The organism is Cytobacillus firmus, assembly GCF_023612095.1.
Taxonomy (GTDB): domain Bacteria; phylum Bacillota; class Bacilli; order Bacillales; family Cytobacillaceae; genus Cytobacillus.
On sequence record NZ_CP086235.1, the window covers coordinates 1408741 to 1433528 of the forward strand.

General features: G+C 43.1%; 23 protein-coding genes and 1 pseudogene. 21 read left to right on the plus strand and 3 right to left on the minus strand.

The window, feature by feature from the left end; translation table 11 throughout:
- Window positions 1–228: 228 nt before the first annotated feature.
- Complete coding sequence (gene spo0A, locus LLY41_RS07085; RefSeq protein WP_095244796.1) at window positions 229–1017, plus strand: sporulation transcription factor Spo0A; 789 nt, start codon at window positions 229–231, stop codon at window positions 1015–1017.
- 121 nt (window positions 1018–1138) lie between these two features.
- Here spo0A and LLY41_RS07090 read toward each other — a convergent pair whose 3' ends face one another.
- On the minus strand, window positions 1139–1279 hold the full coding sequence (locus LLY41_RS07090) for a YycC family protein (protein ID WP_304587278.1): 141 nt from the start codon (window positions 1277–1279) through the stop codon (window positions 1139–1141).
- Window positions 1280–1295: 16 nt separating this feature from the next.
- The gene (locus LLY41_RS07095) at window positions 1296–1532 is read right to left on the minus strand and encodes a DUF2627 domain-containing protein (RefSeq protein WP_048008222.1); all 237 of its coding nucleotides are present in this window, start codon (window positions 1530–1532) and stop codon (window positions 1296–1298) included.
- A 153-nt stretch (window positions 1533–1685) separates the two neighbouring features.
- On the opposite strand from LLY41_RS07095, the gene LLY41_RS07100 reads away from it, so the two are divergent.
- The 18 genes and pseudogenes from LLY41_RS07100 to LLY41_RS07185 all read left to right on the plus strand — a co-directional run bounded on the left by LLY41_RS07100 (window position 1686) and on the right by LLY41_RS07185 (window position 22386).
- On the plus strand, window positions 1686–3749 hold the full coding sequence (locus tag LLY41_RS07100) for a sigma-54 interaction domain-containing protein (protein WP_095244795.1): 2064 nt from the start codon (window positions 1686–1688) through the stop codon (window positions 3747–3749).
- 182 nt (window positions 3750–3931) lie between these two features.
- Window positions 3932–4834, plus strand: a complete 903-nt coding sequence (yqiS, locus tag LLY41_RS07105) for a phosphate butyryltransferase (RefSeq protein WP_095244794.1) — start codon at window positions 3932–3934, stop codon at window positions 4832–4834.
- A gap of 81 nt (window positions 4835–4915) precedes the next feature.
- Window positions 4916–6010 (plus strand): branched-chain amino acid dehydrogenase, encoded by a 1095-nt coding sequence (gene bcd / locus LLY41_RS07110; RefSeq protein ID WP_095244793.1) that lies wholly within the window; start codon window positions 4916–4918, stop codon window positions 6008–6010.
- A 174-nt stretch (window positions 6011–6184) separates the two neighbouring features.
- Window positions 6185–7294: a butyrate kinase gene (gene buk, locus LLY41_RS07115; RefSeq protein ID WP_095244792.1), complete on the plus strand. Its 1110-nt coding sequence runs from the start codon at window positions 6185–6187 to the stop codon at window positions 7292–7294.
- 14 nt (window positions 7295–7308) lie between these two features.
- Window positions 7309–8730, plus strand: a complete 1422-nt coding sequence (lpdA, locus tag LLY41_RS07120) for a dihydrolipoyl dehydrogenase (RefSeq protein WP_095244791.1) — start codon at window positions 7309–7311, stop codon at window positions 8728–8730.
- Between the two features lie 78 nt (window positions 8731–8808).
- On the plus strand, window positions 8809–9804 hold the full coding sequence (locus tag LLY41_RS07125; RefSeq protein ID WP_048008216.1) for a thiamine pyrophosphate-dependent dehydrogenase E1 component subunit alpha: 996 nt from the start codon (window positions 8809–8811) through the stop codon (window positions 9802–9804).
- A gap of 11 nt (window positions 9805–9815) precedes the next feature.
- Window positions 9816–10799 (plus strand): alpha-ketoacid dehydrogenase subunit beta, encoded by a 984-nt coding sequence (locus tag LLY41_RS07130; protein ID WP_304587279.1) that lies wholly within the window; start codon window positions 9816–9818, stop codon window positions 10797–10799.
- The gene (locus LLY41_RS07135; protein ID WP_304587281.1) at window positions 10780–10914 is read left to right on the plus strand and encodes a hypothetical protein; all 135 of its coding nucleotides are present in this window, start codon (window positions 10780–10782) and stop codon (window positions 10912–10914) included. Before LLY41_RS07130 ends, LLY41_RS07135 begins: the two co-directional genes overlap by 20 nt.
- A 15-nt stretch (window positions 10915–10929) precedes the next feature.
- Complete coding sequence (locus LLY41_RS07140; RefSeq protein ID WP_095244789.1) at window positions 10930–12261, plus strand: dihydrolipoamide acetyltransferase family protein; 1332 nt, start codon at window positions 10930–10932, stop codon at window positions 12259–12261.
- A 199-nt stretch (window positions 12262–12460) separates the two neighbouring features.
- Window positions 12461–14323, plus strand: coding sequence for a methylmalonyl-CoA mutase subunit beta (locus LLY41_RS07145; protein WP_304587282.1), 1863 nt, complete (start codon window positions 12461–12463; stop codon window positions 14321–14323).
- Window positions 14313–16505: a methylmalonyl-CoA mutase gene (scpA, locus tag LLY41_RS07150; protein ID WP_304587283.1), complete on the plus strand. Its 2193-nt coding sequence runs from the start codon at window positions 14313–14315 to the stop codon at window positions 16503–16505. The genes LLY41_RS07145 and scpA overlap by 11 nt, the downstream gene beginning before the upstream one ends.
- Entirely contained in the window at window positions 16506–17624 is a 1119-nt protein-coding gene (gene meaB / locus LLY41_RS07155; protein ID WP_095244786.1) for a methylmalonyl Co-A mutase-associated GTPase MeaB, read from the plus strand.
- 231 nt (window positions 17625–17855) lie between these two features.
- Window positions 17856–18293, plus strand: a complete 438-nt coding sequence (locus LLY41_RS07160) for a BrxA/BrxB family bacilliredoxin (RefSeq protein WP_076258102.1) — start codon at window positions 17856–17858, stop codon at window positions 18291–18293.
- 183 nt (window positions 18294–18476) lie between these two features.
- Window positions 18477–19265: a transporter substrate-binding domain-containing protein gene (locus tag LLY41_RS07165; RefSeq protein ID WP_095244785.1), complete on the plus strand. Its 789-nt coding sequence runs from the start codon at window positions 18477–18479 to the stop codon at window positions 19263–19265.
- A 91-nt stretch (window positions 19266–19356) separates the two neighbouring features.
- Entirely contained in the window at window positions 19357–20016 is a 660-nt protein-coding gene (locus LLY41_RS07170; protein ID WP_095244784.1) for an amino acid ABC transporter permease, read from the plus strand.
- Entirely contained in the window at window positions 20009–20731 is a 723-nt protein-coding gene (locus tag LLY41_RS07175; RefSeq protein ID WP_095244783.1) for an amino acid ABC transporter ATP-binding protein, read from the plus strand. Before LLY41_RS07170 ends, LLY41_RS07175 begins: the two co-directional genes overlap by 8 nt.
- A 114-nt stretch (window positions 20732–20845) precedes the next feature.
- Window positions 20846–21837 (plus strand): annotated as a pseudogene (locus LLY41_RS07180) (aromatic acid exporter family protein).
- A gap of 27 nt (window positions 21838–21864) precedes the next feature.
- A complete protein-coding gene (locus tag LLY41_RS07185; RefSeq protein WP_304587285.1) occupies window positions 21865–22386 on the plus strand; it encodes a L,D-transpeptidase in 522 nt (173 codons plus the stop codon).
- Window positions 22387–22532: 146 nt separating this feature from the next.
- Here the strand turns inward: LLY41_RS07185 and prli42 are convergent, their stop codons facing one another.
- The gene (prli42, locus tag LLY41_RS07190) at window positions 22533–22628 is read right to left on the minus strand and encodes a stressosome-associated protein Prli42 (protein ID WP_175609094.1); all 96 of its coding nucleotides are present in this window, start codon (window positions 22626–22628) and stop codon (window positions 22533–22535) included.
- A gap of 180 nt (window positions 22629–22808) precedes the next feature.
- On the opposite strand from prli42, the gene mce reads away from it, so the two are divergent.
- Window positions 22809–23219 (plus strand): methylmalonyl-CoA epimerase, encoded by a 411-nt coding sequence (mce, locus tag LLY41_RS07195; RefSeq protein ID WP_095244780.1) that lies wholly within the window; start codon window positions 22809–22811, stop codon window positions 23217–23219.
- A 3-nt stretch (window positions 23220–23222) separates the two neighbouring features.
- Complete coding sequence (locus LLY41_RS07200) at window positions 23223–24773, plus strand: acyl-CoA carboxylase subunit beta (protein WP_095244779.1); 1551 nt, start codon at window positions 23223–23225, stop codon at window positions 24771–24773.
- The last annotated feature ends 15 nt before the right edge of the window (window positions 24774–24788 follow it).

The following is a 24788-nucleotide window of genomic DNA, read 5'->3' on the forward strand; positions in this document are numbered from 1 at the left end:
ACAAGTATACACGAATTGCAAAGAGTATGGCGAAACTGGTCGAAAACAGAAGAAAATAAAAGAAAAAATAAGATTTCGCTGGTTTTTTAAGAAAATTTCAAAAAAGTAGAGGAATTTTTGTTGCATTGTCGAATTTCTCATTTAGAATAGAACATAGATAACATAAAAAGAGCGTGTTCAAAATGAACATTCATTAAAGAGACCATAATGGGCCGAGGAGGAAAGTAAGTGAAGAAAATAAAAGTTTGTGTTGTGGATGATAATAGGGAACTGGTCGGGCTTTTAGAGGAATATATATCTTCCCAGGAGGATATGGAAGTTTCGGGTGTTGCACATAATGGACAGGATTGCCTCGACATTTTAGTGCAGACACAGCCTGATGTTCTTGTGCTGGATATCATCATGCCTCACTTGGATGGACTTGCTGTACTCGAGAAAATGAGAGAATTAAATTTGAATGCACTTCCTAATGTAATTATGCTTACTGCATTCGGCCAGGAGGATGTCACCAAAAAGGCAGTGGATTTGGGAGCATCTTACTTTATTCTTAAACCATTTGATATGGACAATTTGGCAAGCCATATCCGTCAGGTCAGCGGAAAATCCAGCTCATTTCTCCGCAAACCCCTTCCTTCTTACCGTCCCCAGGCAGAAGCGAAGCCGAAGAACCTGGATGCCAGCATCACGAGCATCATTCATGAAATTGGCGTACCTGCTCATATTAAAGGATACTTATATCTTCGTGAAGCGATTTCAATGGTGTACAATGATATCGAACTTCTCGGTTCCATTACGAAAGTGCTGTACCCTGATATTGCTAAAAAATTCAATACGACTGCAAGCCGGGTTGAACGTGCGATCCGCCATGCGATTGAAGTTGCCTGGAGCCGCGGTAATATAGATTCGATTTCCTCTCTTTTCGGATATACAGTCAGCATGACTAAAGCAAAGCCGACTAATTCCGAGTTTATTGCCATGGTGGCAGATAAACTTCGTCTTGAGCATAGGGCTTCTTGAAAGGGTAAGGACTTTTAACAAATTTTATTTAATCTGCTGCGCTCCTATTGGGGCGTTTTTTATTTTTCCTCATGTAATATAAAAAGGTTCAGTTTGAATACTTCAAACTGAACCTTTACTTTTATTTGTTTTCTTCTTTCTCAAGCTCCATCATTTTTGGGATCAAGATATGCTGAGGCATGTGCATGATTTGCTCAAGAGGAAGATTTAGTTTTTCAGCGAGCTTTAATGCTGTTTCAGGTGATATCTGCAGCGGCTTCACTATTATCCCCCACTAACTATTTAGATTTAAAACGATCCTGGACTTTGTTTCTTTTTCGGTCACGATAAAGAATAAACCCTGCGATGAAGCCAAGCCCTATAATCAAGAAAAGGAAACCTGACACAAATTGAAGCCATAAATATGGAAATGGGCTTTGCAGGATGCCAAAGACCATATCTCTCATTAATTTTATCCCATACACAGCCAATATGCCCGGCAGGAGTAAAATTAACAAAGCAATTAGTCTTATCATAAAAAAATTCCCTTCAAATCGAGTTGCCTACCGAAATCATAAATCATTAAAGAAATTTGTCAAGTGCTTCTGCTATGCTAAAATAAAACATGAAGAATATTGCAGAAGTTTCTATTGATTATGCAAGAATTTTCAATGAAAGCAGGTATGAATATGCAAACAGTGATGATTGTCGGTGCGGGAAAAGGCGGTACCGCCATCCTAAAAATAATAAAAGAAACGGCAGTTCTGGATGTAAAAGCCATGGTGGATATCGACCCTGATGCCGAAGGGCTTCTGCTCGCCAATGAAAGCGGCATCCCAACCGGTGCTGATTGGCGACAGTTCATGGAACAAGATATTGACATCATTATTGAAGTTACCGGAATTGAGCAGGTGTTTATCGACATTAGGGAAGCCAGAAGCAAAAATACAGTTCTAATACCTGGAAGTGTAGCTTTTTTAATCGCGAAATTACTTGAGGAAAAGGAAGAGCTGATTTCGAAATTCAGAAATGAAACATACAAGCATGACTTGATTTTTAATTCGACCGATGATGGAATGATTGTAATAAATAACCTAACTGAAATTATAGTCTTTAATCGCAGTGCCGAGAGAATGACAGGAATAAAGAGAAAAGACGCTTTAGGGAAAAAAATTAATGAAATCATTACCGACAGCATGCTTCCCAGAGTTATGGCGACAAGGAGAATTGAAGCGAATCAGGAAATGACTTTAGCTAATGGCCTCAAGATTATTACGACAAGAATACCTATGCTCGGTGAAAATAACGAATTAATGGGTGCCTTTGCCGTTTTTAAGGATATTACAGAAGTAGTTTCACTTGCGGAAGAAATAACGAATTTGAAGGACATACAGACGATGCTTCAGGCAATTATTCAATCAAGTGAGGAAGCCATCTCAGTTGTTGATGAAAATGGGAAAGGGATTTTGATCAATCCGGCATACTCCAGGCTTACAGGTCTGGAAGAGGAAAAGGTAATCGGAAAGCCTGCTACAGCAGATATATCAGAAGGTGAAAGCGTTCATATGAAGGTCCTTCAAACGCGAAGAGCAATGAGAGGTGTGGCCATGAGGGTCGGACCAAAGAGAAAGGATGTAATTGTAAACGTTGCGCCTGTTATTGTTGATGGGAAATTAAAAGGGAGTGTTGGTGTTATTCACGACGTTTCGGAAATTCAAAATCTGAACCGTGAATTAAACCGGGCCAGACAGATTATTCGTACCCTGGAAGCGAAGTACTCATTCGAGGATATAATTGGAACATCTGAAGAGATGACCATTGCAATCGAACAGGCGAGACTTGGAGCTAAAACTCCTGCCACAGTATTGCTGAGAGGAGAGTCCGGGACAGGTAAAGAGCTATTTGCCCATGCTATACACAATGCAAGCGACCGAAAATATAACAAGTTTATCAGGGTAAATTGTGCCGCTTTATCAGAATCTCTTTTGGAAAGTGAATTATTCGGTTATGAAGAGGGGGCATTCTCGGGTGCAAAAAGAGGTGGCAAAAGAGGTTTATTTGAGGAAGCTGATAAAGGCAGTATTTTTCTGGATGAAATTGGCGAGCTGACAGCTAACACTCAGGCGAAGCTGCTCAGGGTTCTTCAGGAACATGAAATTACAAGAGTGGGAGGGACCAAGCCTATTTCAATTGATGTCCGGATTATTGCCGCGACCAATGTCAATTTAGAAAAAGGAATTGCAGACGGCACCTTTAGGGAAGACTTATACTACAGGCTGAATAGAATGCCCATACATATTCCTTCTTTAAGACGCAGGAAGGAGGATATTCCTTTGCTGTGCAGCAGACTTATTCAAAAGATAAACCAGGAATATGGACGGAATGTAGAAGGTGTGACAGAACAAGCAGTTGATAAGCTAATGGCCTATAATTGGCCGGGGAATGTGAGGGAACTTGATAATATCCTGGGCAGAGCCATCATTTTTATGAATTACAACGAAACGCAAATAGAAGAACTGCATATTCCGGATCTGGGTGCCAATAATCCGTCACCCACTATTGAAGTAAGTGAAGAAGTGCAAAATAAATCATTAAATCAGATGGTTGAGCAATATGAGGCAAGGGTAATCAAGCAAACTCTTCAAAAGCTGGATGGAAATAAAACTAAGACAGCTAAAATGCTTGGACTCTCAGTCAGGAACCTTTACTACAAATTGGAGAAATACGAAATTGCAAAACCTGGCATGCAATAGATTTCATAGTGCGCAATAAATTGCACGCTTTAGTTTGGTGAATAAAGCGTTTTCACGGTTATTAAAGTTGGCACACTTCTTGCAAGTATAATAAACGGAAGAACATCAAGAAAATGGCGTCGATCATTTTAAGTTTCCTGAACCTAAGACGCCTGCGCTTTTCATGTAAGGGGGTTGAACAGATGACATTGGATTCGCTTCTAACGAAAGCAACCCAATATGGTGAGAAAACGGTAGCCGTAGCTGCAGCGGAAGACGAAGAGGTTCTCGAAGCAGTTGCTGAAGCAATTAAGCTGAACTTAGCAAGTTTTTTATTGTTCGGGGATGAAGGGAAAATCCGGAAAATCCTGAACGGGAAGCATAGAGAAGCATCAGAAAGCCCTAAAGTTGAAGTCGTTCATACAGACTCGGCAGCGCATGCAGCGGAATTGGCAGTAAGGGCTGTGAAGGAACAGAAGGCCAATGTGCTGATGAAGGGTAATATCCCGACGGCAGGCATTTTAAAAGCTGTCTTAAATAAAGAATTTGGCTTAAGAACAGGAAATGTTTTATCGCATGTGGCTGTTTTTGAGGTCCCAGGTTTTGAGCGGTTTACAATCGTAACGGATGCAGCTATGAATATTGCACCTGATCTTAATCAAAAAGCACAAATATTGAAAAATGCAGTTCATATTGCAAGAAGCATAGGGATTGAAAATCCTCTGGCAGCTCCGATTGCTGCAGTCGAGACGGTTAATCCTGCTATGCAGGCTACTTTGGATGCTGCTGCATTAACTCTTATGAACCAAAGAGGGCAGATTAAAGATTGTATAGTCGATGGTCCTCTGGCTCTGGACAATGCCATTTCTTTTGAAGCAGCTGAACATAAGGGAATCAAAAGCAAAGTTGCCGGACAGGCAGATATTTTATTGGTGCCGACTATAGAAGTTGGAAATGCTTTATATAAATCACTTGTCTACTTTGCAAAAGCAAAAGTAGGAGCTGTTATAGCAGGAGCAAAAGCGCCAATCGTTCTTACTTCAAGGGCTGATTCGGCTGAAAGCAAGGTTTATTCATTGGCTTTAGCGATATGCTCAGCAAAGTAATTCGCTGATAATAAAGCATTAAAATAAAAAATATTAATCAAACTAACATAAATTTTTTATAATCCGGGGAGGAAACAGAACATGGAAATCTTCAAATACTTAGAAACTTATGATTACGAACAAGTGGTGTTTTGCCAGGACAAACAATCAGGCCTAAAAGCTATTATTGCTATTCATGACACTACTTTAGGTCCTGCGCTTGGCGGTACACGCATGTGGACTTATGAATCTGAAGATGCAGCTATTGAGGATGCTTTGCGCCTTGCACGCGGCATGACTTATAAGAATGCTGCAGCAGGCTTAAACCTTGGCGGCGGTAAAACAGTTATTATCGGCGATCCGCGCAAAGACAAAAACGAAGAGATGTTCCGTGCTTTCGGACGTTACATCCAAGGATTAAATGGACGCTATATTACTGCAGAGGACGTAGGCACAACTGTAGCTGATATGGATCTGATCCATGAGGAAACAGATTATGTAACAGGTATTTCACCTGCCTTTGGTTCTTCGGGCAACCCTTCACCAGTTACAGCTTATGGCGTATACAGAGGAATGAAGGCAGCAGCAAAGGCTGCATTCGGAACTGACTCTTTAGAAGGCAAAACAATTGCCGTTCAGGGTGTTGGAAACGTAGCGTTCAATCTTTGCCGTCATCTGCATGAAGAAGGTGCACAGCTAATTGTAACAGATATTAATAAAGAAGCAGTTCAGCGTGCGGTTGAAGAGTTCGGGGCTAAAGCAGTTGAACCAAATGAAATTTATGGTGTTGAATGTGATATTTATGCACCATGTGCTTTAGGTGCAACAGTTAATGATGATACAATTCCACAGCTGAAAGCAAAAGTAATTGCCGGAGCTGCCAACAATCAGCTTAAAGAAACCCGCCATGGTGATTTAATCCATGAGATGGGCATTGTTTATGCACCTGATTATGTAATTAATGCAGGCGGAGTTATCAATGTTGCAGATGAGCTGTACGGATACAACCGTGAACGTGCAATGAAAAAAGTTGAAACTGTATACAATAATATTGAAAAAGTTATTGATATTGCTAAAAGGGATGGAATTCCGACATATAAAGCGGCTGACCGCATGGTTGAGGAAAGAATCGAAAGAATGCGTAATTCGCGCGGACAATTCCTCCAAAACGGCCATCATATCCTGAGCCGCAGATAGTTTTTAGGAGGAAGAGGAATTTAGCCTGTTTTCCTGAAATGCAAAGCGCTGAATTATGAATTCAGCGTCTTTGCCTTTAAAAGCATAGTAGAAAAAATGCAGCGGCAGATAAAGTACCCTGAGTAAGAGTATGCTTTTACAAGGGAGATTTCCGCTCTTTATGGAGGTTTAAACGTGCTAGAACAAGAACATCGAATTCTCGTCATCAATCCGGGATCCACTTCAACTAAGATTGGAGTTTTCGATAATGAGATCTCTGTCCTGGAGAAGACATTACGCCATGATGCAGATGTCATTAACTCTTATGAAAGTATTATCGATCAGTATGAATTCCGCAAGCAGACCATTTTAGAGACGCTGGATCATGAAGGAATCAATATTTCCAAATTAAGTGCAGTGTGCGGACGCGGCGGGCTGCTTCGCCCAATTGAAGGAGGCACGTATTCTGTTAATGATGCTATGCTTGGGGATCTTCGTGCCGGTTTTGCTGGTCAGCATGCTTCTAACCTTGGCGGAATCCTGGCATATGAGATTGCTTCGGGTTTAAATATTCCATCGTTCATTGTTGATCCGGTTGTGGTTGATGAACTGGACCCAATTGCCCGTATTTCAGGCTTTTCAATGATAGAAAGAAAAAGTATTTTCCATGCTTTGAATCAGAAAGCTGTTGCAAGGAGAGTGGCAAAGGAGCTCGGCAAAAAGTATGAGGAGCTTAACCTGATCGTCACACATATGGGCGGAGGTATTACTGTTGGCGCTCATAAAAAAGGCAGAGTAGTGGATGTCAATAACGGACTTCATGGAGACGGGCCGTTCAGTCCGGAACGGGCAGGTACAGTACCTGCCGGTGATCTGGTTGGACTTTGCTACTCCGGCAGCTTTTATCGTGAAGAAGTGATGAAGAAGCTTGTGGGACAAGGCGGTCTCGTTGGTTACCTGGGAACAAATGATGCCGTAAAGGTTGAAAAGATGATTGAAAACGGAGATGAGAAAGCAAAGCTTGTCTACTCCGCAATGGCTTATCAGGTGGCTAAGGAGATCGGTTCTGCCAGTGCAGTGCTTGGCGGAAAGATTGATGCCATTATCCTTACAGGAGGTCTTGCCTATGGCAAGGGCTTTGTAAAAGAAATCAGTGAGCGGATTAACTGGATAGCAGATGTCATCGTCCAGCCTGGTGAAAATGAGCTTCAGGCACTGGCGGAAGGTGCACTTCGCGTCCTGCGCGGTGAAGAGACTGAAAAAGAATATCCCGGAAAAACAGCTGGGAAAGCAGCATTGAAATAGAAGGGGGAAGCAACTTGGCACAGGAATATGATTTGGTGATTTTAGGCGGAGGCACAGGCGGTTATGTAGCAGCCATCCGTGCTTCACAGCTTGGTTTAAAAACGGCAATCGTTGAAAAAGGAAAACTTGGAGGGACTTGCCTTCATAAAGGCTGCATACCAAGCAAGGCGTTATTAAGAAGTGCTGAAGTGTTTGCAACTGCAAAGCACAGTGAAGATTTTGGCGTAATGACAAGTGATGTATCAATCAATTTTGGTAAGGTACAGGAACGAAAAAACAAAATCGTTGATCAGCTTCATAAAGGTGTTCAGCATTTGATGAAGCAAGGCAAGATTGATGTTTTTGAAGGCACAGGCCGAATTCTTGGACCTTCTATTTTCTCTCCAATGCCAGGGACAATTTCTGTTGAAATGAACAATGGGGACGAAAATGAAATGCTGATCCCTAAAAATGTTATTGTAGCAACTGGATCTCGCCCCCGCACCCTTCCAGGATTGGACATTGATGGAAAACTGGTCATGACTTCGGATGAAGCTTTAGCTTTGGAAGAAGTGCCAAGCTCCATTATCATTGTTGGCGGCGGAGTCATCGGCATCGAATGGGCTTCGATGTTATCAGACTTTGGTGCTGATGTAACAGTAATTGAATATGCTGACCGCATTATTCCTACAGAAGACAAAGAAATTTCAAAAGAAATGCAGCGCCTTATGAAGAAAAAAGGAGTCAAAATTGTTACTGGAGCAAAGGTTCTTCCTGAAACCCTTCAGAAAGGTGAAGGAGTAACGATTTCAGCTGAAGTAAAAGGTTCCCAAAAGGAATTTACCGCTGAGAAATTGCTTGTTTCAGTGGGCCGTCAGGCAAATACAGAAGGCATTGGCATTGAAAATACGGATATTCAAATTGAAAAAGGATTTATTGCCGCAAATGAATACTTCCAGACAAAGGAATCTCATATCTATGCGATTGGCGATGTCATTGGCGGACTTCAGCTGGCACATGTTGCTTCTCATGAGGGAATTGTTGCAGTGGAGCATATTGCAGGCCAGGATCCTTCTCCAATTGACTACAGCCTGGTTTCTAAATGCATTTACAGTTCACCGGAAGCAGCAAGTGTAGGATTAACAGAGGATGAAGCAAAGGAAAAAGGCCATAATGTGAAAACTGGCAAATTCTCATTCCGTGCAATCGGAAAGGCGCTTGTATTTGGCGAATCCGACGGGTTTGTAAAAATTGTGGCAGATCAAGATTCCGATGATATTCTTGGTGTCCATATGATCGGCCCTCACGTAACAGATATGATTTCAGAAGCAGGCCTTGCACGCGTTCTTGATGCAACTCCATGGGAAGTAGCACATACTATCCACCCGCATCCGACGCTATCTGAAGCAATAGGTGAAGCTGCCCTTGCTGTAGATGGGAAAGCAATCCACGGATAAAGATTCGATTAAATAAAATAAGTCCAAGTCTCCAATTGGAGACGGGGCTGATACATATTAGCTTAGGAGGTTGTATAAATGGCTGAAAACCGTCATAAAGATTTAGGTTTAAGTGATGAGAAAGTTCTTGAAATGTATGAGACGATGCTGTTAGCCCGCCGTCTTGATGAGCGCATGTGGCTTTTGAACCGTGCTGGAAAAATCCCATTTGTTATTTCATGCCAGGGGCAGGAAGCTGCGCAGGTAGGTGCCGCGTTTGCTCTTGATCGCGAGAAAGATTATGTTCTTCCATATTATCGTGACATGGGTGTTGTTTTAACATTTGGCATGACCGCAAGGGAATTAATGCTGTCAGGGTTTGCTAAAGCGGAAGATCCAAACTCAGGCGGACGCCAAATGCCTGGACACTTCGGCCAAAAGAAAAACCGAATCGTGACAGGGTCTTCTCCTGTTACTACACAGGTGCCTCATGCTGTTGGTGTCGCCCTCGGCGGAAAGCTTGAAGGGAAGGACCTGGTTACTTTTGTAACATTCGGTGAAGGCTCTTCTAACCAGGGAGATTTCCATGAAGGTGCGAACTTTGCAGGTGTTCATAAACTTCCTGTTATCTTTATGTGTGAAAATAATAAATATGCAATCTCTGTTCCGATTGAAAAGCAGCTTGCTTGCGAAAATGTGTCTGACAGAGCTATTGGCTATGGTATGCCAGGTATAACAGTTGACGGAAACGATCCGCTTGAAGTTTATAAAGCTGTGAAAGAAGCAGCAGACAGAGGCCGCCGCGGAGAAGGTCCGACATTAGTCGAAACCGTTTCATACCGTTTAACACCACACTCATCTGATGATGATGACCGAAGCTACCGTGCTCCTGATGAAGTGGCTGAAGCAAAAACAAAAGATCCGATTATTACTTTTGGCGCCTATCTGAAAGAAAATGGCGTTATGGACGATGCGATTGAAAAGGAAATCAATGACCGGGTTATGAAACTGGTAAACGAAGCAACTGATTATGCTGAAAACGCTCCATATGCAGAAGCGGAATCTGCTTTAAAGCATGTATATGCTGAACAGTAAGGGGAGAGAATATGGCTGTAATTTCTTATATCGATGCGGTGACTATGGCAATCCGCGAGGAAATGGAAAGAGATCCAAAGGTATTTGTTTTAGGTGAAGACGTAGGTAAAAAAGGTGGCGTATTTAAAGCGACACAAGGACTATATGACAAATTTGGCGAAGACCGCGTAATTGATACTCCTCTTGCTGAATCAGCGATTGCAGGGGTTGGAATCGGTGCAGCAATGTATGGAATGCGTCCAATTGCAGAAATGCAATTTGCCGACTTCATTATGCCGGCTGTTAACCAGATTATTTCAGAAGCGGCACGCATCCGCTATCGTTCAAATAATGACTGGAGCTGTCCGATTGTAGTACGTGCACCATATGGCGGCGGTGTTCATGGAGCACTTTATCATTCCCAGTCTGTCGAAGCTGTATTTGCGAATCAGCCGGGACTTAAGATTGTTATGCCTTCTACCCCTTATGATGTTAAGGGTTTATTGAAAGCAGCAATCCGTGATGAGGATCCGGTGCTGTTTTTTGAACATAAGCGCGCATATCGCCTGATCAAAGGTGAGGTTCCTGATGATGATTATGTGCTGCCAATCGGAAAAGCAGATGTAAAACGCGAAGGTGAAGATATCACGGTCATCACTTATGGCCTATGCGTCCATTTTGCTCTTCAGGCTGCAGAAAGACTTGCTAAAGATGGCATTTCAGCGCACATCCTGGATTTAAGAACGGTTTATCCGTTAGATAAAGAAGCAATTATTGAAGCTGCTTCTAAAACAGGAAAAGTGCTTCTTCTTACTGAGGATAATAAAGAAGGCAGTATCATGGGCGAAGTTGCTGCGATTATTGCAGAGAACTGCCTGTTTGAGCTGGATGCACCGATCAAACGCCTTGCCGGTCCTGATGTGCCAGCAATGCCTTACGCTCCAACTATGGAGAAATACTTTATGGTTAACCCTGATAAAGTAGAAAGAGCAATGCGTGAATTGGCTGAATTTTAATAACAACATCTTAGTTAATAAAAATGGAAAGCTCGCAGAGGGTGCGGCTCTCAGGCTGGACTCCATTCCGGATCAGCTGCACCTGCTGCATGACCCGCAAATTGCGGGCAGCTAGAAGGAGGTTACTCAGGTGGCTATTGAACAAATTAAAATGCCCCAGCTTGGGGAAAGTGTTACTGAAGGGACAATCAGCAAATGGCTGGTTTCCGTTGGTGATAAAGTAAATAAATATGATCCGCTTGCTGAAGTAATGACTGACAAAGTAAACGCGGAAGTACCGTCCTCTTTCACTGGTGTAATCAAAGAATTGATTGCAGAAGAAGGCGAAACGTATGAAGTGGGCCAGGTGATTTTGACAATCGAAACCGAAGGCGGCGGGGAAGCTGCTCAAGATGCGCCAGCAGAGACAAAAGGAGAGGATAAGACTCCGGCTGCACCTTCAGCCTCAGCGCCTTCTGCACCAGCGGCACCTGTTAAAGCAGCGGATGCTCCAAAAGGAGTCCGTTATTCACCTGCAGTCTTAAGGCTTTCTCAAGAGCATGGAATCGATTTGAACCAGGTGACAGGTACTGGCGGCGGCGGACGCATCACCCGTAAAGATCTTATGAAAATCATTGAGTCCGGAGATATTCCGACAGCTGCAGCAGCTGCGGCTGCACCGGAAAAGACAGAAGCGCCAGCACAGGAAGCTGCATCTGCACCTTCCCAGCCTGCAGCATCCAAACAGGCGGCGCCAGCACCTAATGTACCGGTAATGCCAGGTGATGTTGAAATCCCTGTTACCGGAGTGCGTAAGGCGATTGCTGCCAATATGCTCCGCAGCAAACATGAAGCACCTCATGCCTGGACAATGATGGAAGTGGATGTTACGAATCTTGTTGAGTACCGCAACAGCATTAAAGGGGAGTTCAAGCAAAAAGAGGGCTTTAACCTTACATTCTTTGCTTTCTTCGTAAAAGCAGTTGCACAGGCCCTTAAGGAATTCCCGCAGATTAATTCCATGTGGGCAGGAGATAAGATCATCCAGAAGAAGGATATCAATATTTCCATTGCAGTAGCAACAGATGACGCGTTATTCGTTCCGGTCATCAAAGCGGCGGATGAAAAGACGATTAAAGGTATTGGCCGTGAAATTAATGATCTTGCCTTAAAAGTGCGTACAGGAAAACTGACTTCTGCTGAAATGCAGGGTGGAACTTTCACTGTAAATAATACCGGATCATTCGGTTCCGTACAGTCCATGGGCATTATCAATTATCCGCAGGCGGCAATTCTTCAGGTTGAATCCATTGTGAAACGTCCTGTTGTCATGAACAATGGCATGATTGCTGTCCGTGATATGGTTAACCTTTGTATGTCACTTGATCACCGTGTGCTTGACGGCCTGGTATGCGGACGCTTCCTGCAGCGCGTGAAGGAAATTCTGGAGAACACATCTAAAGAAAATACATCTATTTATTAATAAGTAAAATGACCGCTGCCCTGCTTTGGGACAGCGGTTTCTTATTGTTCATTGCTTGTTTCTTCTTTGTATACTAAAATAGATGTATGGAGAATTTAGAATTTTATTATAATTTTCTTGCGGCATTGTTTCTTAATAGAAACGGGTCCGCTGCCGCATGAGGGGAGGGAACGCTGTCAGCAACAAGGACAGCCTAATTATGTCATTAAAGAAAATGATTAAAGAAAAATTCCCGCAGCAGACTAATGAGTACTGGGAGCAAAGTGCAGAAAAAGCTCTTAAAGGGAAATCCTTAGAAACATTATCACGAAATACATATGAAAACATAAAATTGAAACCGCTTTATTCCAGAGAAGACCTGAACGAAAACCCTTTAACTCAGTATCCTGGCGCAGAAGACTTCAGAAGGGGTTCATATGCTTCCGGATACCTGGGAGAAGAATGGAGGGTTGCACAGAAAGTTAGTGCCTCAGCTTCTGAAGAGCTGGCAGAAAAACTCCTTGCTGCTGTTGCGAAGGGGCAGACAGCGCTGGCTTTCCAGCCGGAACAGTTAACAAATCCAGAGAAGATCAGCATCGCTGTAGGAGAACTTTATAAAAAATATCCTTTCAGTGTGGATGCCGGCCAAAGTCACCGTCAATTAATAGAAGAACTTTCGAGATTAAATGAAAGCGAAAAAATCACAGGATATATTGCTGCAGACCCGCTTGCGTTTGCTGCTGCAGCCAAAATGAACGATCGCTCAATCGATGAGCTATATGAAAATTTGAATGAAACGGCCAATGCGGCAGCTGAACATATGCCAAGCCTCAAAACCATCATGGTAAATACGGCTGTTTATCATAATGGAGGCGCGAATGCCGTCCAGGAACTTGCTTTTGCACTGGCAGCAGGAGTAAACCACCTGCAGTATTTTCTTGGAAAAGGCAAAAAAATTGAAGAAATTCTATCCAAAATGCTATTCAAATTTTCTGTTGGCTCAAACTTTTTTATGGAGATTGCCAAGCTTCGTGCGGCAAAGGTTATATGGGGCAAAGTTGCAGAAGCATATGGAGCTGAGAGAGACAGTAAAAAAATGGTCATTTCAGCAGAAACGTCCTCATTTACTAAGTCTGCTTATGATTCTTATGTTAATGTGCTGAGAGCAGGGAATGAAGCATTTGCAGCAGTATTGGGAGGAGTCCAATACCTGCATGTCAGTCCGTATAATGAACCGGAAGGAGCACCCTCTCAACTTTCAGACAGAATTGCCCGAAACACCCAGCTCATTCTAATGGAAGAGGCGCATCTGCTGAAGGTCTCTGACCCGGCGGGCGGCTCCTGGTATGTGGAGCATCTGACGAATGAACTGATTGATAAAGCCTGGGAACTTTTCCTTGAGATAGAAGAGCTTGGAGGAATGGCTGAAGCCCTACAGACAGGGTGGGTTCAAAATCAGATTTCCCAAGTTCATGAGAAGAAGAGGAAAGATGTTCATACAAGAAAACAAAGTATCATTGGAACAAATATTTATGCTAACCCTGATGAAAAGCCGCTTCAAATAGTGGCCGAAACCATAGAAAACAGCAAGGGTGATATCAAGCCAATTCCGCAGGTTCGGCTTTCAGAGTCCTTCGAAAGTTTGCGGAATTTATCGGAAAGATTAAAGGAAAAGGGAATACATCCTCAAGCAGGGCTAATCTGTCTGGGAGAATTGAAGAATCATAAGGCCCGTGCTGATTTTATTGCAGGCTTCCTGGCACCCGGAGGGGTTGAGGCAGTCAGAAGCGGCTCTGTAGAGAACCTTGAAGATGCTAAAGCATTTATCCAAGAAACAAACTGCAGGCATTATTTTATTTGCGGTTCAAACGACCAATATGACAGCATGGCTGTTCCTTTAGTTAAACAACTGAAAGAAGCTTTCCCGTCAGCTGCAATCTATTTAGCCGGCCTTCCTGAAGAGAGGAAAAGGGACGAATTTAAAGGTGCTGGAATCAGCGGATACATTCACGTGAAAAGCGATTGCTATGAAACTCTCTTGACTATGCTGAACGAGATGGAGGTGGCAAACAGTGGCCAATAAACCGGATTTTAAAAGCCTGGATATTCATAAAGTAAAACAATCATCAAAGGATGACTGGAAAAGAAAAGCGGAGGAAGAAATCAATTCATCCATCGATCATCTTCTCTTTGAAACTAACGAGAGAATAAAAATAAAGCCGCTATACACAAATGAAGACCTAAAAGATATGGAGCACTTAAACGATAAGCCGGGGCTTCCTCCATATACAAGGGGACCTTATTCAACCATGTATGTGAACAGGCCCTGGACTGTCCGTCAATATGCCGGATTTTCTACTGCAGAGGAAAGCAATGCATTCTACCGCCGCAATCTTGCCATGGGGCAAAAGGGTTTATCAGTCGCTTTTGATCTTGCCACCCATAGAGGCTATGATTCTGATCATCCAAGAGTCGAAGGGGATGTAGGGAAAGCTGGCGTGGCCATTGATTCCATCCTGGACATGAAGACACTGTTTGATGGGATCCCTTTAGATCAAATGTCTGTATCGATGACGATGAATGGCGCAGTTTTGCCTGTTATGGCTTTCTATATCGTCACGGCGGAAGAGCAGGGAGTAAGCCAGGAGAAGCTTTCGGGAACGATCCAGAATGATATTTTAAAAGAATATATGGTGCGCAACACCTATATCTATCCGCCGGAAATGTCTATGAAGATCATTGCCGACATATTTGAATATACATCAAAATACATGCCGAAATTCAATAGCATCAGCATCTCAGGCTATCATATGCAGGAAGCGGGTGCACCAGCAGATATTGAGCTTGCCTATACGCTCGCAGATGGACTTGAATATGTAAGAACCGGACTTAAAGCCGGAATCGATATTGATTCCTTTGCACCGAGACTTTCGTTTTTCTGGGCTATCGGCATGAACTATTTTATGGAAGTGGCAAAAATGAGGGCAGCCCGCTACATTTGGGCAAAAATGATGAAGACCTTCGAACCCGGTAATCCGAAATCAATGGCGCTTAGAACGCATTCTCAAACCTCAGGCTGGAGCTTGACCGAGCAGGACCCATTCAATAATGTAACAAGGACTCTTATTGAAGCGCATGCAGCAGCGATGGGGCATACTCAATCTCTTCATACGAATGCATTGGACGAAGCCATTGCATTGCCGACGGATTTTTCAGCCCGTATAGCGAGAAATACACAGCTGTACCTTCAGGAGGAAACAGGTATCACCAATGTAATTGATCCATGGGGCGGTTCTTATTATGTAGAAGCATTAACAGATCAGTTAATTAAGAGAGCCTGGGAGCATATTGAGGAAATCGAGAATCTTGGCGGAATGGCCAGGGCAATTGAGACAGGATTGCCAAAAATGAGAATCGAAGAAGCTGCCGCCAGAAGGCAGGCACAAATCGATTCCGGAAAAGAAATCATTATTGGTGTGAATAAATACCGGCTTGAAAAAGAAGAGCCGATTGACATTCTGGACATCGACAATACAGCTGTACGATTAAAGCAAATCGAAAAGCTGGAGCGGCTGAAGGCCTCCCGCGATAATGAGAAAGTTGCTGAGGCCCTGGAGGCTATTACAAAAGCTGCTGAATCAGGGGAAGGCAACCTTCTTGAGCTTGCAGTAAATGCAGCGAGGGTTAGAGCTACTCTTGGCGAAATTTCCGAAGCAATTGAAAAAGTGGCCAGCCGCCATAAAGCGATTATTCGTTCAATCAGCGGCGTTTACAGTTCTGCTTTTTCCAATGAAGAAGAAATTGCAGAAGTAAAGCAGATGACAGATGAATTCCTCGAAAACGAAGGAAGAAGACCGCGGATTCTAATTGCCAAGATGGGACAGGATGGCCATGACAGGGGAGCAAAAGTCATTTCAACAGCCTTTGCCGATCTTGGTTTCGATGTTGATATCGGCCCTCTATTCCAGACTCCGGAAGAAACAGCTCTTCAGGCGGTCGAAAATGACGTTCATGTCATTGGCATCAGTTCACTTGCTGCAGGCCATAAAACTCTTCTGCCGCAGCTTGCTGCTGAACTGAAGAAACTGGATAGGGAAGATATTATTGTTGTCATCGGCGGGGTTATTCCGGCACAGGATTATCAATACTTATATGAGCATGGTGCTTCTGCCATTTTTGGCCCGGGCACCGTCATTCCAGTGGCTGCCCAAAAGGTCATCAGAGAGATATACAGCCGTCTCGGGTATGAGGAAGTGACCCAGTAAATGGCAGAGGATAAAAAACCGGAATGGTTTGATGAAGAAAAGGCAGAAAATTTTACAAGCACCGTGCGCAGTGGTGTGGATTCAGGTGAGCAGAAGCAGAAATTCGAGAAAATAGGCAGGTTTCAAAAAAAATCTGCCTCCCTGCCTGATCTTGACGTTCTTGAAGAAGGAATCATGAGTGGCAGCAGACCTGTTCTTGCACGAGCGATCACTCTGATTGAAAGTAACGCAGAGCATCATTTTCACCATGCACAGGAACTCCTGCACAGGCTTCTGCCTCATTCAGGGCGATCGCTCAGGATTGGGATAACCGGAGTGCCGGGGGCAGGAAAGAGCACGTTCATTGAATCTTTTGGGACATACCTATGTAATGCGGGTTTAAAAACAGCTGTGCTGGCCGTTGATCCAAGCTCAAGCTTGAGCGGCGGCAGCATCCTTGGCGATAAAACAAGAATGGAGCAGCTATCAAGAAACCCGCGTGCTTTCATAAGACCTTCTCCTTCAGCAGGGAAACTGGGAGGTGTCCACAGAAAAACAAGAGAGACCATGCTTCTGTGTGAAGCAGCAGGCTTTGATGTTATTCTCGTTGAAACCGTCGGTGTGGGACAAAGTGAAGTCATTGTCAGGGAAATGGTGGACTTCTTTATGCTTTTAACACTGACTGGGGCAGGGGATGAACTGCAGGGAATGAAAAAAGGCATTATGGAACTGGCTGATGCGGTAATTGTCAATAAAGCCGATGGAAGCAATAAGAAATTGGCCGAAAAAACAAAAGCAGAGTATAACCGTATCCTTCACTTTCTTCAGCCAGCTACTAAAGGATGGCAAACGAAAGCTTATACCTGCTCTTCTGTCTTTAATGAAGGCATTTCTGAGATCTGGAATGTGATCAAAACGTTTGAAAATACGGCAAAGACATCAGGAGTTTTTGAAGAAAGAAGAAGGCTCCAGACAAAACAATGGATACACTCCATGATTCTGGATCAGCTTCAGTTCAGCTTTTTTTATCATCCTGACATAAAACCGCTTCTTCCAAAAATCGAAAACGAGGTCATAGCAGGGAACAGGACGGTTACATCTGCAGTTGAAGAATTGTTTAATGTTTATACAAAAAGATAGAGCTTTCTGTTTCGGGCAGGCTTTTCCTGAAGGCAAAAAAATGGCCAGTGCCTTGCGGGCACTGGCGAATCTAGGGAGTTTAGGGGTATGGATCTAGCTGTAGTTTTATCTTTCCCCGATAATCCAAAAGCTAAACTTTTTTATTCAAAAAATTGACTTGATTGTAAAATTTACTGATGTATTGGTATTATGTATATAGTCAAGAGAATTTTTAAATGAGGAGCGATGACTTTGAATATGGATTTTAATTTATTTATGAATGATGTTGTCAGGCAGGCGCGTCAGGAAATAACACATGCCGGCTTTACTGAATTAACAACACCTCAAGAAGTGGATGAGTCCCTTAATAAGAAAGGAACTACACTTGTAATGGTGAACTCTGTCTGCGGATGTGCAGGCGGAATTGCCCGTCCTGCGGCCATGCATTCCCTGCATTATGATAAGCGCCCTGACCATTTGGTTACGGTATTTGCCGGACAGGATAAAGAAGCAACCGAAAAAGCAAGATCTTACTTCACAGGTTATCCGCCATCATCACCATCTTTTGCACTTCTAAAAGATGGGGAGCTATGCACGATGATCGAGCGCCACGAAATCGAAGGCCATGAGCCTATGGCAGTAGTCCAGAAACTGCAGGATGCCTTTGAGAAATATTGCGAAGAAGTTTAAATAGCGAAAAGGTCCCGAATAACGGGGCTTTTTTTTTGTGTAAATTTATCTGAATAATTAAACTTCTAATAAATAATTAAAAACCTTATTGCATAAATATAAAAATCTGTTAAAATTCATTTTAGTGAATATTTATTAATAGTTATGCAGAAATTATTCATATTTTTATAGGGGGAAACTAAAATGAAAAAAGTGATCATGATTGCTTTAAGCATGCTCATAGTTGGTTTATTAGCTGCATGCGGGACTAGTGAAGAAGCTGGTAAAAGCGGCTCTGGGGAAAGCTCGGATAAAAAGGTTTTAACAATGGGTACGTCAGCGGATTATCCGCCATTTGAATATGTAGATTCAGCAAAAGGGGAAGAAATCATCGGCTTTGATGTGGATTTGGCCAAAGCGATTGCTGAAAAATTGGGCTATGAAATCCAAGTGAAGGATATGGACTTTAACGGACTGATCCCTGCACTGGAAACAAGCCAGGTTGATTTTGTTTTAGCGGGTATGACACCTACTGAAGAACGTAAAGAAAACGTTGATTTCAGCGATGTATATTATACAGCGAGCCACATGATTGTTTCTAAAAAAGGCAGTGGAATTGAATCATTGGAAGATTTAGATGGAAAAACAATAGGTGTGCAGCTTGCTTCCATTCAGGCAGATAAGGCAGAAGAAATTGCAGAAACAGTTGATATGACTGTGGAAAACCGCAACCGCATCCCTGAGTTAATTCAGGAAATCATGGCAGGCCGATTTGATGCAGCTATGATTGAAGACACGGTTGCAAAAGGTTATTTTGAAAAAAATAAAGACCTTGCCGGGTTCACAATTGAAGAAGATGAAACAGAGGCAGGTTCTGCCATTGCTTTTCCTAAAGGCAGTGAATTAACTGAAGAATTCAATGCAGAGCTTTTGAAGATGAAAGAAAACGGTGAATTGGAAGAATTGATTGTAAAATGGTTTGATAACAAATAATTCGCTGGGAATTGGCGTCCAAGGCATATTTTCCTTTGGACGCTTTATTCTTCCAGGAAAATAAATTACTTACAGAAAGGATGGAAAGATAGTGAATCTGGATTTTCAGCAGTTCATTCCCTCCCTTCCATATATACTTAAAGGCATTGGCGTTACGCTGCAAATTGTGTCTATGGCAGGCATACTGGGTTTTGTATTAGGTATTATTCTATCATTCTTTAAAATTAGCAAATTTAAATTTCTTGGCTGGATTGCAGATGCCTACACATCCGTTTTTAGAGGAACACCTCTTGTTCTTCAGCTGATGCTCATCTATTATGGGTCACCACAGCTGATCGGGTATAAAATAGACCCTTCCACAGCTGCCATCCTTTCTTTTGGGCTTAATTCAGCAGCCTATATTTCGGAGATTATCAGGGCGGGAATTCTGGCGGTGGATAAAGGGCAAAGTGAAGCGGCAATGGCACTGGGCGTTCCATACAGGCCGGCCATGATGGATATCATACTTCCGCAGGCAATGAAAAATATTCTGCCTGCATTAATGAACGAGTTTATTACTCTTACAAAAGAGTCTGCGATCGTAACAGTCATTGGAGTAACAGACGTGATGCGCAGGGCTTACATCGTGGGAGGCGAAAAGTTTTCCTACTTCGAACCGATACTGATTGCCGGGCTGATTTATTACATGATGGTTATGGTCCTGACTGTGCTTGGAAAAGGAATTGAAAGGAGAATGAGACGCAGTGATTAAAGTGGAAAATTTGCATAAGCATTTCGGTAAACTTGAAGTTCTTAAAGGAATTTCAACCAATATTCAAGATGGCGAAGTAGTGGCTGTAATAGGTCCGTCCGGTTCCGGGAAGTCAACGTTCCTCCGCTGCATCAATCTTCTGGAAATGCCAACAGACGGCAGGATCATGATTAATGGGCAGGACATTACGGATAAAAGCACGAACATAATGAAAGTGCGCCAGAATGTAGGGATGGTGTTTCAGCATTTTCATTTATTTCCCCATAAAACTGCCCTGCAAAACCTGACCTATGCACCGATGAAGGTAAAGGGATTATCAAAATCGGAAGCTGAGAAAACAGGGCTCGAGCTTTTGGAGAAGGTAGGATTATCCGCTAAAGCACACGAATACCCCAATCGTTTATCAGGAGGGCAGAAACAAAGGGTTGCAATTGCAAGAGCTCTTGCCATGCAGCCTGAAGTTATGCTTTTTGATGAGCCAACATCTGCTCTTGACCCGGAAATGGTGAAAGAAGTGCTGGACGTTATGAAGAATTTAGCACATACTGGTATGACAATGGCGATTGTTACCCATGAAATGGGCTTCGCCCGTGAAGTGGCAGACAGGGTACTGTTCCTGGATGGCGGCGTGCTTGTAGAGGATTCTTCTCCTGAAGAATTTTTTTCTAATCCTAAGAGTGAACGTGCAAGGGATTTCTTGCAAAAAATGCTATAATCGATATATGCTATGGGAGAAGATGGTCAACATGATCATCTTCTCTTTCGCATTTAAATACCTGACAGCCTTCTTAAAATTAGATTGGGCAATTGAATATAGGAGTTAGAATAAATGAAGTACAGAATTGGCTACCGGACAATCAAGACTGCAGTGGGGACTTCCATCAGCATCATGATTGCACAGATGCTGCAGCTTGATAATTTTGTTTCTGCAGGCATCCTGACTATATTATGCATAAAAGTCACAAAGAAAAAATCACTTCGGGCTTCATGGGACCGATTTTTTGCGTGTCTGCTGGCAATGGCGTTTTCATCCTTGTTTTTGAGGGCATTGCTTACCATCCGCTTGTAATCGGGCTGCTGCTGCTGTTTTTTATTCCGACAGCTGTCATGGCAAAGGCAAGTGATGGAATTGTCACAAGCTCAGTTATAATTTTGCATATTTATTCTGCAGGAGAGGTTTCAAAGGACCTCTTGCTGAATGAATTGGGCATCATTATTGTCGGAATCGGTGTTGCATTAATCGCGAACCTTTACATGCCGAGTCTGGAATCGAAGCTTAAGGAATATAGACTGGAAATAGAGGAAAACTTTAAAGTCATCTTTGACGAAATCGTGAGGTATTTGCGTACCCATGAAAGCAGCTGGGACGGCAGAGAAATTACCGAAACAATGGAATTGATCGATGAGGCAAAAGCACTGGCATTCAGGGATGTTGAAAACCACTTTCGAAGAGATGAAAATTTATATTATCATTATTTCAAAATGAGGGAAAAACAATTTGAAATTATTGAGAGGGTTCTCCCCAGTGTTACATCCATTGCACTTCCTGTTGAACAGGGAGAGATGATCGCTGATTTTATTGAAGAATTATCGGAACATATCCACCCGGGAAATACGGCCCTGCTATTCCTGGAGAAATTGTACCGTATGAAGGTTTCTTTTGAAAATATGGAGCTCCCCAAAACGAGGGAGGAATTTGAAGCGCGTGCTGCCCTCCTTCACTTTGTAAAAGAAATGGAACAGTATTTGATTATTAAGAGTTCTTTTAAAGGGTTAAAGGATAAGGAAATGAATCAAAGCGGGACTGGAGAAGCAAACTAAGGAAAAGGAATTGGAGCGTGAATTGTCATGCTGAAGTTTGCTGCAGCGGCCATCCTGTTTTTTTCTCTTTCCCCAGTCTGGCCATTGGGATCTAACCCGCTGCCTGGAGATCCATTTCTGATTGTCAATAAACGCACAAATGAAGTTGCGTTTATACAGAATCACAAAGTGCAGAATGTCATCACAGCTGCAACCGGGAAAACGGATGACCTTACACCGGAAGGGCTGTTCACTGTGACTGTAAAGGCAGCTGATCCTTACTACAGAAAAAAGGACATAAAAGGCGGTGACCCCCGGAATCCGCTCGGCACAAGGTGGATTGGGTTTGACGCAGAAAATACTGATGGCAGAATCTACGGCATTCACGGGACGAACGATCCTTCGTCCATCGGCAGATATGTCTCCAATGGATGTATCAGATTGCAGAATGAGGCAGTAGAGTCGTTATATGAATCCGTGCCACTTGGAACAAAAATCTTAGTAGTCACCTCAGCAAAGAGCTTTGACGAACTTGGAAGAGATTACGGTGCCATAAAAAAAGATAATTAAAAGAATGTACAGCTGCATCTGAATGGATGCAGTTTTTTTATGAGCTTAAATGAACGCCAGCTTAGGACTCTCCAGTTCATATTTATGTCTAGAAAAAAGCTGCGCGGGATTGCCATCCCGCGCAGCTGAGTAATGAATGTTCCATGTTATAAAAACATCGCCATACCCATAATGAGGGTAGATGCGAGCATTGCAAATATCATTAGATAAACAATGACTTTAGCCAGTTTCTTATTTGACATTCTATGCCTCCTCGTCCCAATTCTTACTCTTATTTTACTAATAATCATCAAATTGAACAACCGCTCAATTTATTAAAAGGATTTTCGACATTAATAACGAATATTTAAATAATAGATTTAAAATATGCCCACATTCTGCGGGAAAGTGATATATTTCGACATCCAAGAGGAGGGAAACAGATGATTAAGAAGGTGGACCATATTGGAATTGCTGTCAGGTCTATTGATGAAGCGCTTCCATTTTATACTGAAACGCTAAAGCTTGAATTTCTCGGAATAGAGGAAGTGGACAGCCAGGGAGTAAAGGTGGCGTTTATAAAAGCGGGGGAAACGAAACTCGAGCTGCTGGAGCCGACAAGTGAAGAAAGTCCAATTGCCAAGTTTATAGAAAAGCGGGGAGAAGGGCTGCATCATGTAGCACTGGGAGTTGACAGCATACAAGAACGCATAAACGAAATGAAGGAACAGGGTATCAGGATGCTGCAGGATGAACCTAAGATTGGTGCGGGCGGTGCCCATGTAGCCTTTATGCATCCGAAATCGACAGGCGGTATTTTATATGAATTCTGTGAAAAGAAAGGATTGAAATAAGGCATGGCAGACATCTATGAGAAAATAAATGAGTTATACGACAGGCGCAGGGAAGTAGAACTGGGCGGAGGGGATGAGCGTATACAAAAACAGCATGAAAAAGGAAAACTGACTGCCCGGGAACGAATCGATTTATTAGTAGATCCAGGAACTTTCGTTGAGCTGAATCCATTTATTGAGCACCGCAGCACGGATTTTGGACTGGAAAACCAAAAAGGGCCTGGAGATGGTGTTGTAACTGGCTATGGGAAGGTCAACGGACGTCCTATCTTCTTATTTTCACAGGACTTTACCGTTTTTGGTGGCGCTCTCGGGGAAATGCATGCAAAAAAAATTGCCAATGTAATGGATTTAGCAGCTGAAAATGGAGCCCCATTTGTAGGCTTGAATGATTCCGGCGGCGCCAGAATTCAGGAAGGTGTTGTTTCCCTTGATGGATACGGCCATATTTTCTACCGGAATTCCATTTATTCAGGAGTGATTCCGCAGATTTCAGTCATCATGGGGCCTTGTGCCGGTGGTGCAGTATATTCTCCGGCGATTACGGATTTTGTCTTTATGGTGGAAAAGACGAGCCAGATGTTCATAACCGGACCAAAAGTAATTGAAACGGTGACTGGGGAGAAAATTTCTCCTGAGGATCTGGGCGGTGCGCGTGTGCACAATACGATCAGCGGAAACGCGCACTTTAGAGGAGAGTCCGAAGAGGAAGTGATTGGGCAGGTGCGGAGTCTGTTAAGCTACCTTCCGCAGAATAACGAAGAAAAACCGCCTATGTCCGAATGGGATGAAGAAGATGATTACCGTCCGGATTTGACAGACGTTATTCCCTTTGATGCCCTTCGTCCATATGACGTCCGAAAAGTCATTGAACAGGTAGTGGATAACGATACTTTTATGGAGGTACAGCGCGACTTCGCTAAAAATATTGTAGTCGGCCTTGCCCGGATCAAGGGTGAAACGGTGGGACTTGTCTGCAATCAGCCGAAGGTCATGGCAGGTGGCCTTGATATAGATTCTTCTGATAAGGCTTCAAGATTTATCCGGTTCTGTGATTCCTTTAATATTCCACTTATAACATTTGAGGACGTTACAGGCTTTTTCCCGGGGGTTAAACAGGAGCATGGCGGAATTATACGGCACGGAGCAAAGATTCTCTATGCTTACTCAGAAGCAACGGTGCCGAAGCTTACTGTTATTCTAAGAAAAGCATTCGGAGGAGCTTACGTTGCCCTAAACAGTAAATCTATTGGCGCAGATCTTGTTTTTGCATGGCCGAATGCGGAAGTAGCCGTAATGGGTCCTCAAGGTGCAGCCAACATTATTTTTGCAAGGGAAATCCAGAACAGTGATGATCCCGAGGCCACAAGGGCACAAAAAATCGAAGAGTACAGAGAAAAGTTCGCCAATCCATATGTGGCGGCAAGCCGGGGCATGGTGGATGATGTCATCGATCCGCGCGAAACCAGAATCAAGCTCATTCAAGCGCTTGAAATGCTTCGCAATAAAAAAGAAAGCAGGCCTCATAAAAAGCATGGAAATATCCCGCTATAATGGATTCCTGATTTG

Excerpts from the sequence above, each read along its gene's own strand:
- prli42 (WP_175609094.1), bottom strand. The coding sequence starts at position 22,628 with ATGTCAAATAAGAAACTGGCTAAAGTCATTGTTTATCTAATGATATTT.
- mce (WP_095244780.1), top strand. The coding sequence starts at position 22,809 with ATGATTAAGAAGGTGGACCATATTGGAATTGCTGTCAGGTCTATTGAT.
- LLY41_RS07125 (WP_048008216.1), top strand. The coding sequence starts at position 8,809 with ATGGCTGAAAACCGTCATAAAGATTTAGGTTTAAGTGATGAGAAAGTT.
- LLY41_RS07165 (WP_095244785.1), top strand. The coding sequence starts at position 18,477 with ATGAAAAAAGTGATCATGATTGCTTTAAGCATGCTCATAGTTGGTTTA.
- LLY41_RS07145 (WP_304587282.1), top strand. The coding sequence starts at position 12,461 with ATGTCATTAAAGAAAATGATTAAAGAAAAATTCCCGCAGCAGACTAAT.
- LLY41_RS07200 (WP_095244779.1), top strand. The coding sequence starts at position 23,223 with ATGGCAGACATCTATGAGAAAATAAATGAGTTATACGACAGGCGCAGG.
- LLY41_RS07185 (WP_304587285.1), top strand. The coding sequence starts at position 21,865 with ATGCTGAAGTTTGCTGCAGCGGCCATCCTGTTTTTTTCTCTTTCCCCA.
- meaB (WP_095244786.1), top strand. The coding sequence starts at position 16,506 with ATGGCAGAGGATAAAAAACCGGAATGGTTTGATGAAGAAAAGGCAGAA.
- bcd (WP_095244793.1), top strand. The coding sequence starts at position 4,916 with ATGGAAATCTTCAAATACTTAGAAACTTATGATTACGAACAAGTGGTG.
- LLY41_RS07100 (WP_095244795.1), top strand. The coding sequence starts at position 1,686 with ATGCAAACAGTGATGATTGTCGGTGCGGGAAAAGGCGGTACCGCCATC.
- LLY41_RS07095 (WP_048008222.1), bottom strand. The coding sequence starts at position 1,532 with ATGATAAGACTAATTGCTTTGTTAATTTTACTCCTGCCGGGCATATTG.
- yqiS (WP_095244794.1), top strand. The coding sequence starts at position 3,932 with ATGACATTGGATTCGCTTCTAACGAAAGCAACCCAATATGGTGAGAAA.
- LLY41_RS07130 (WP_304587279.1), top strand. The coding sequence starts at position 9,816 with ATGGCTGTAATTTCTTATATCGATGCGGTGACTATGGCAATCCGCGAG.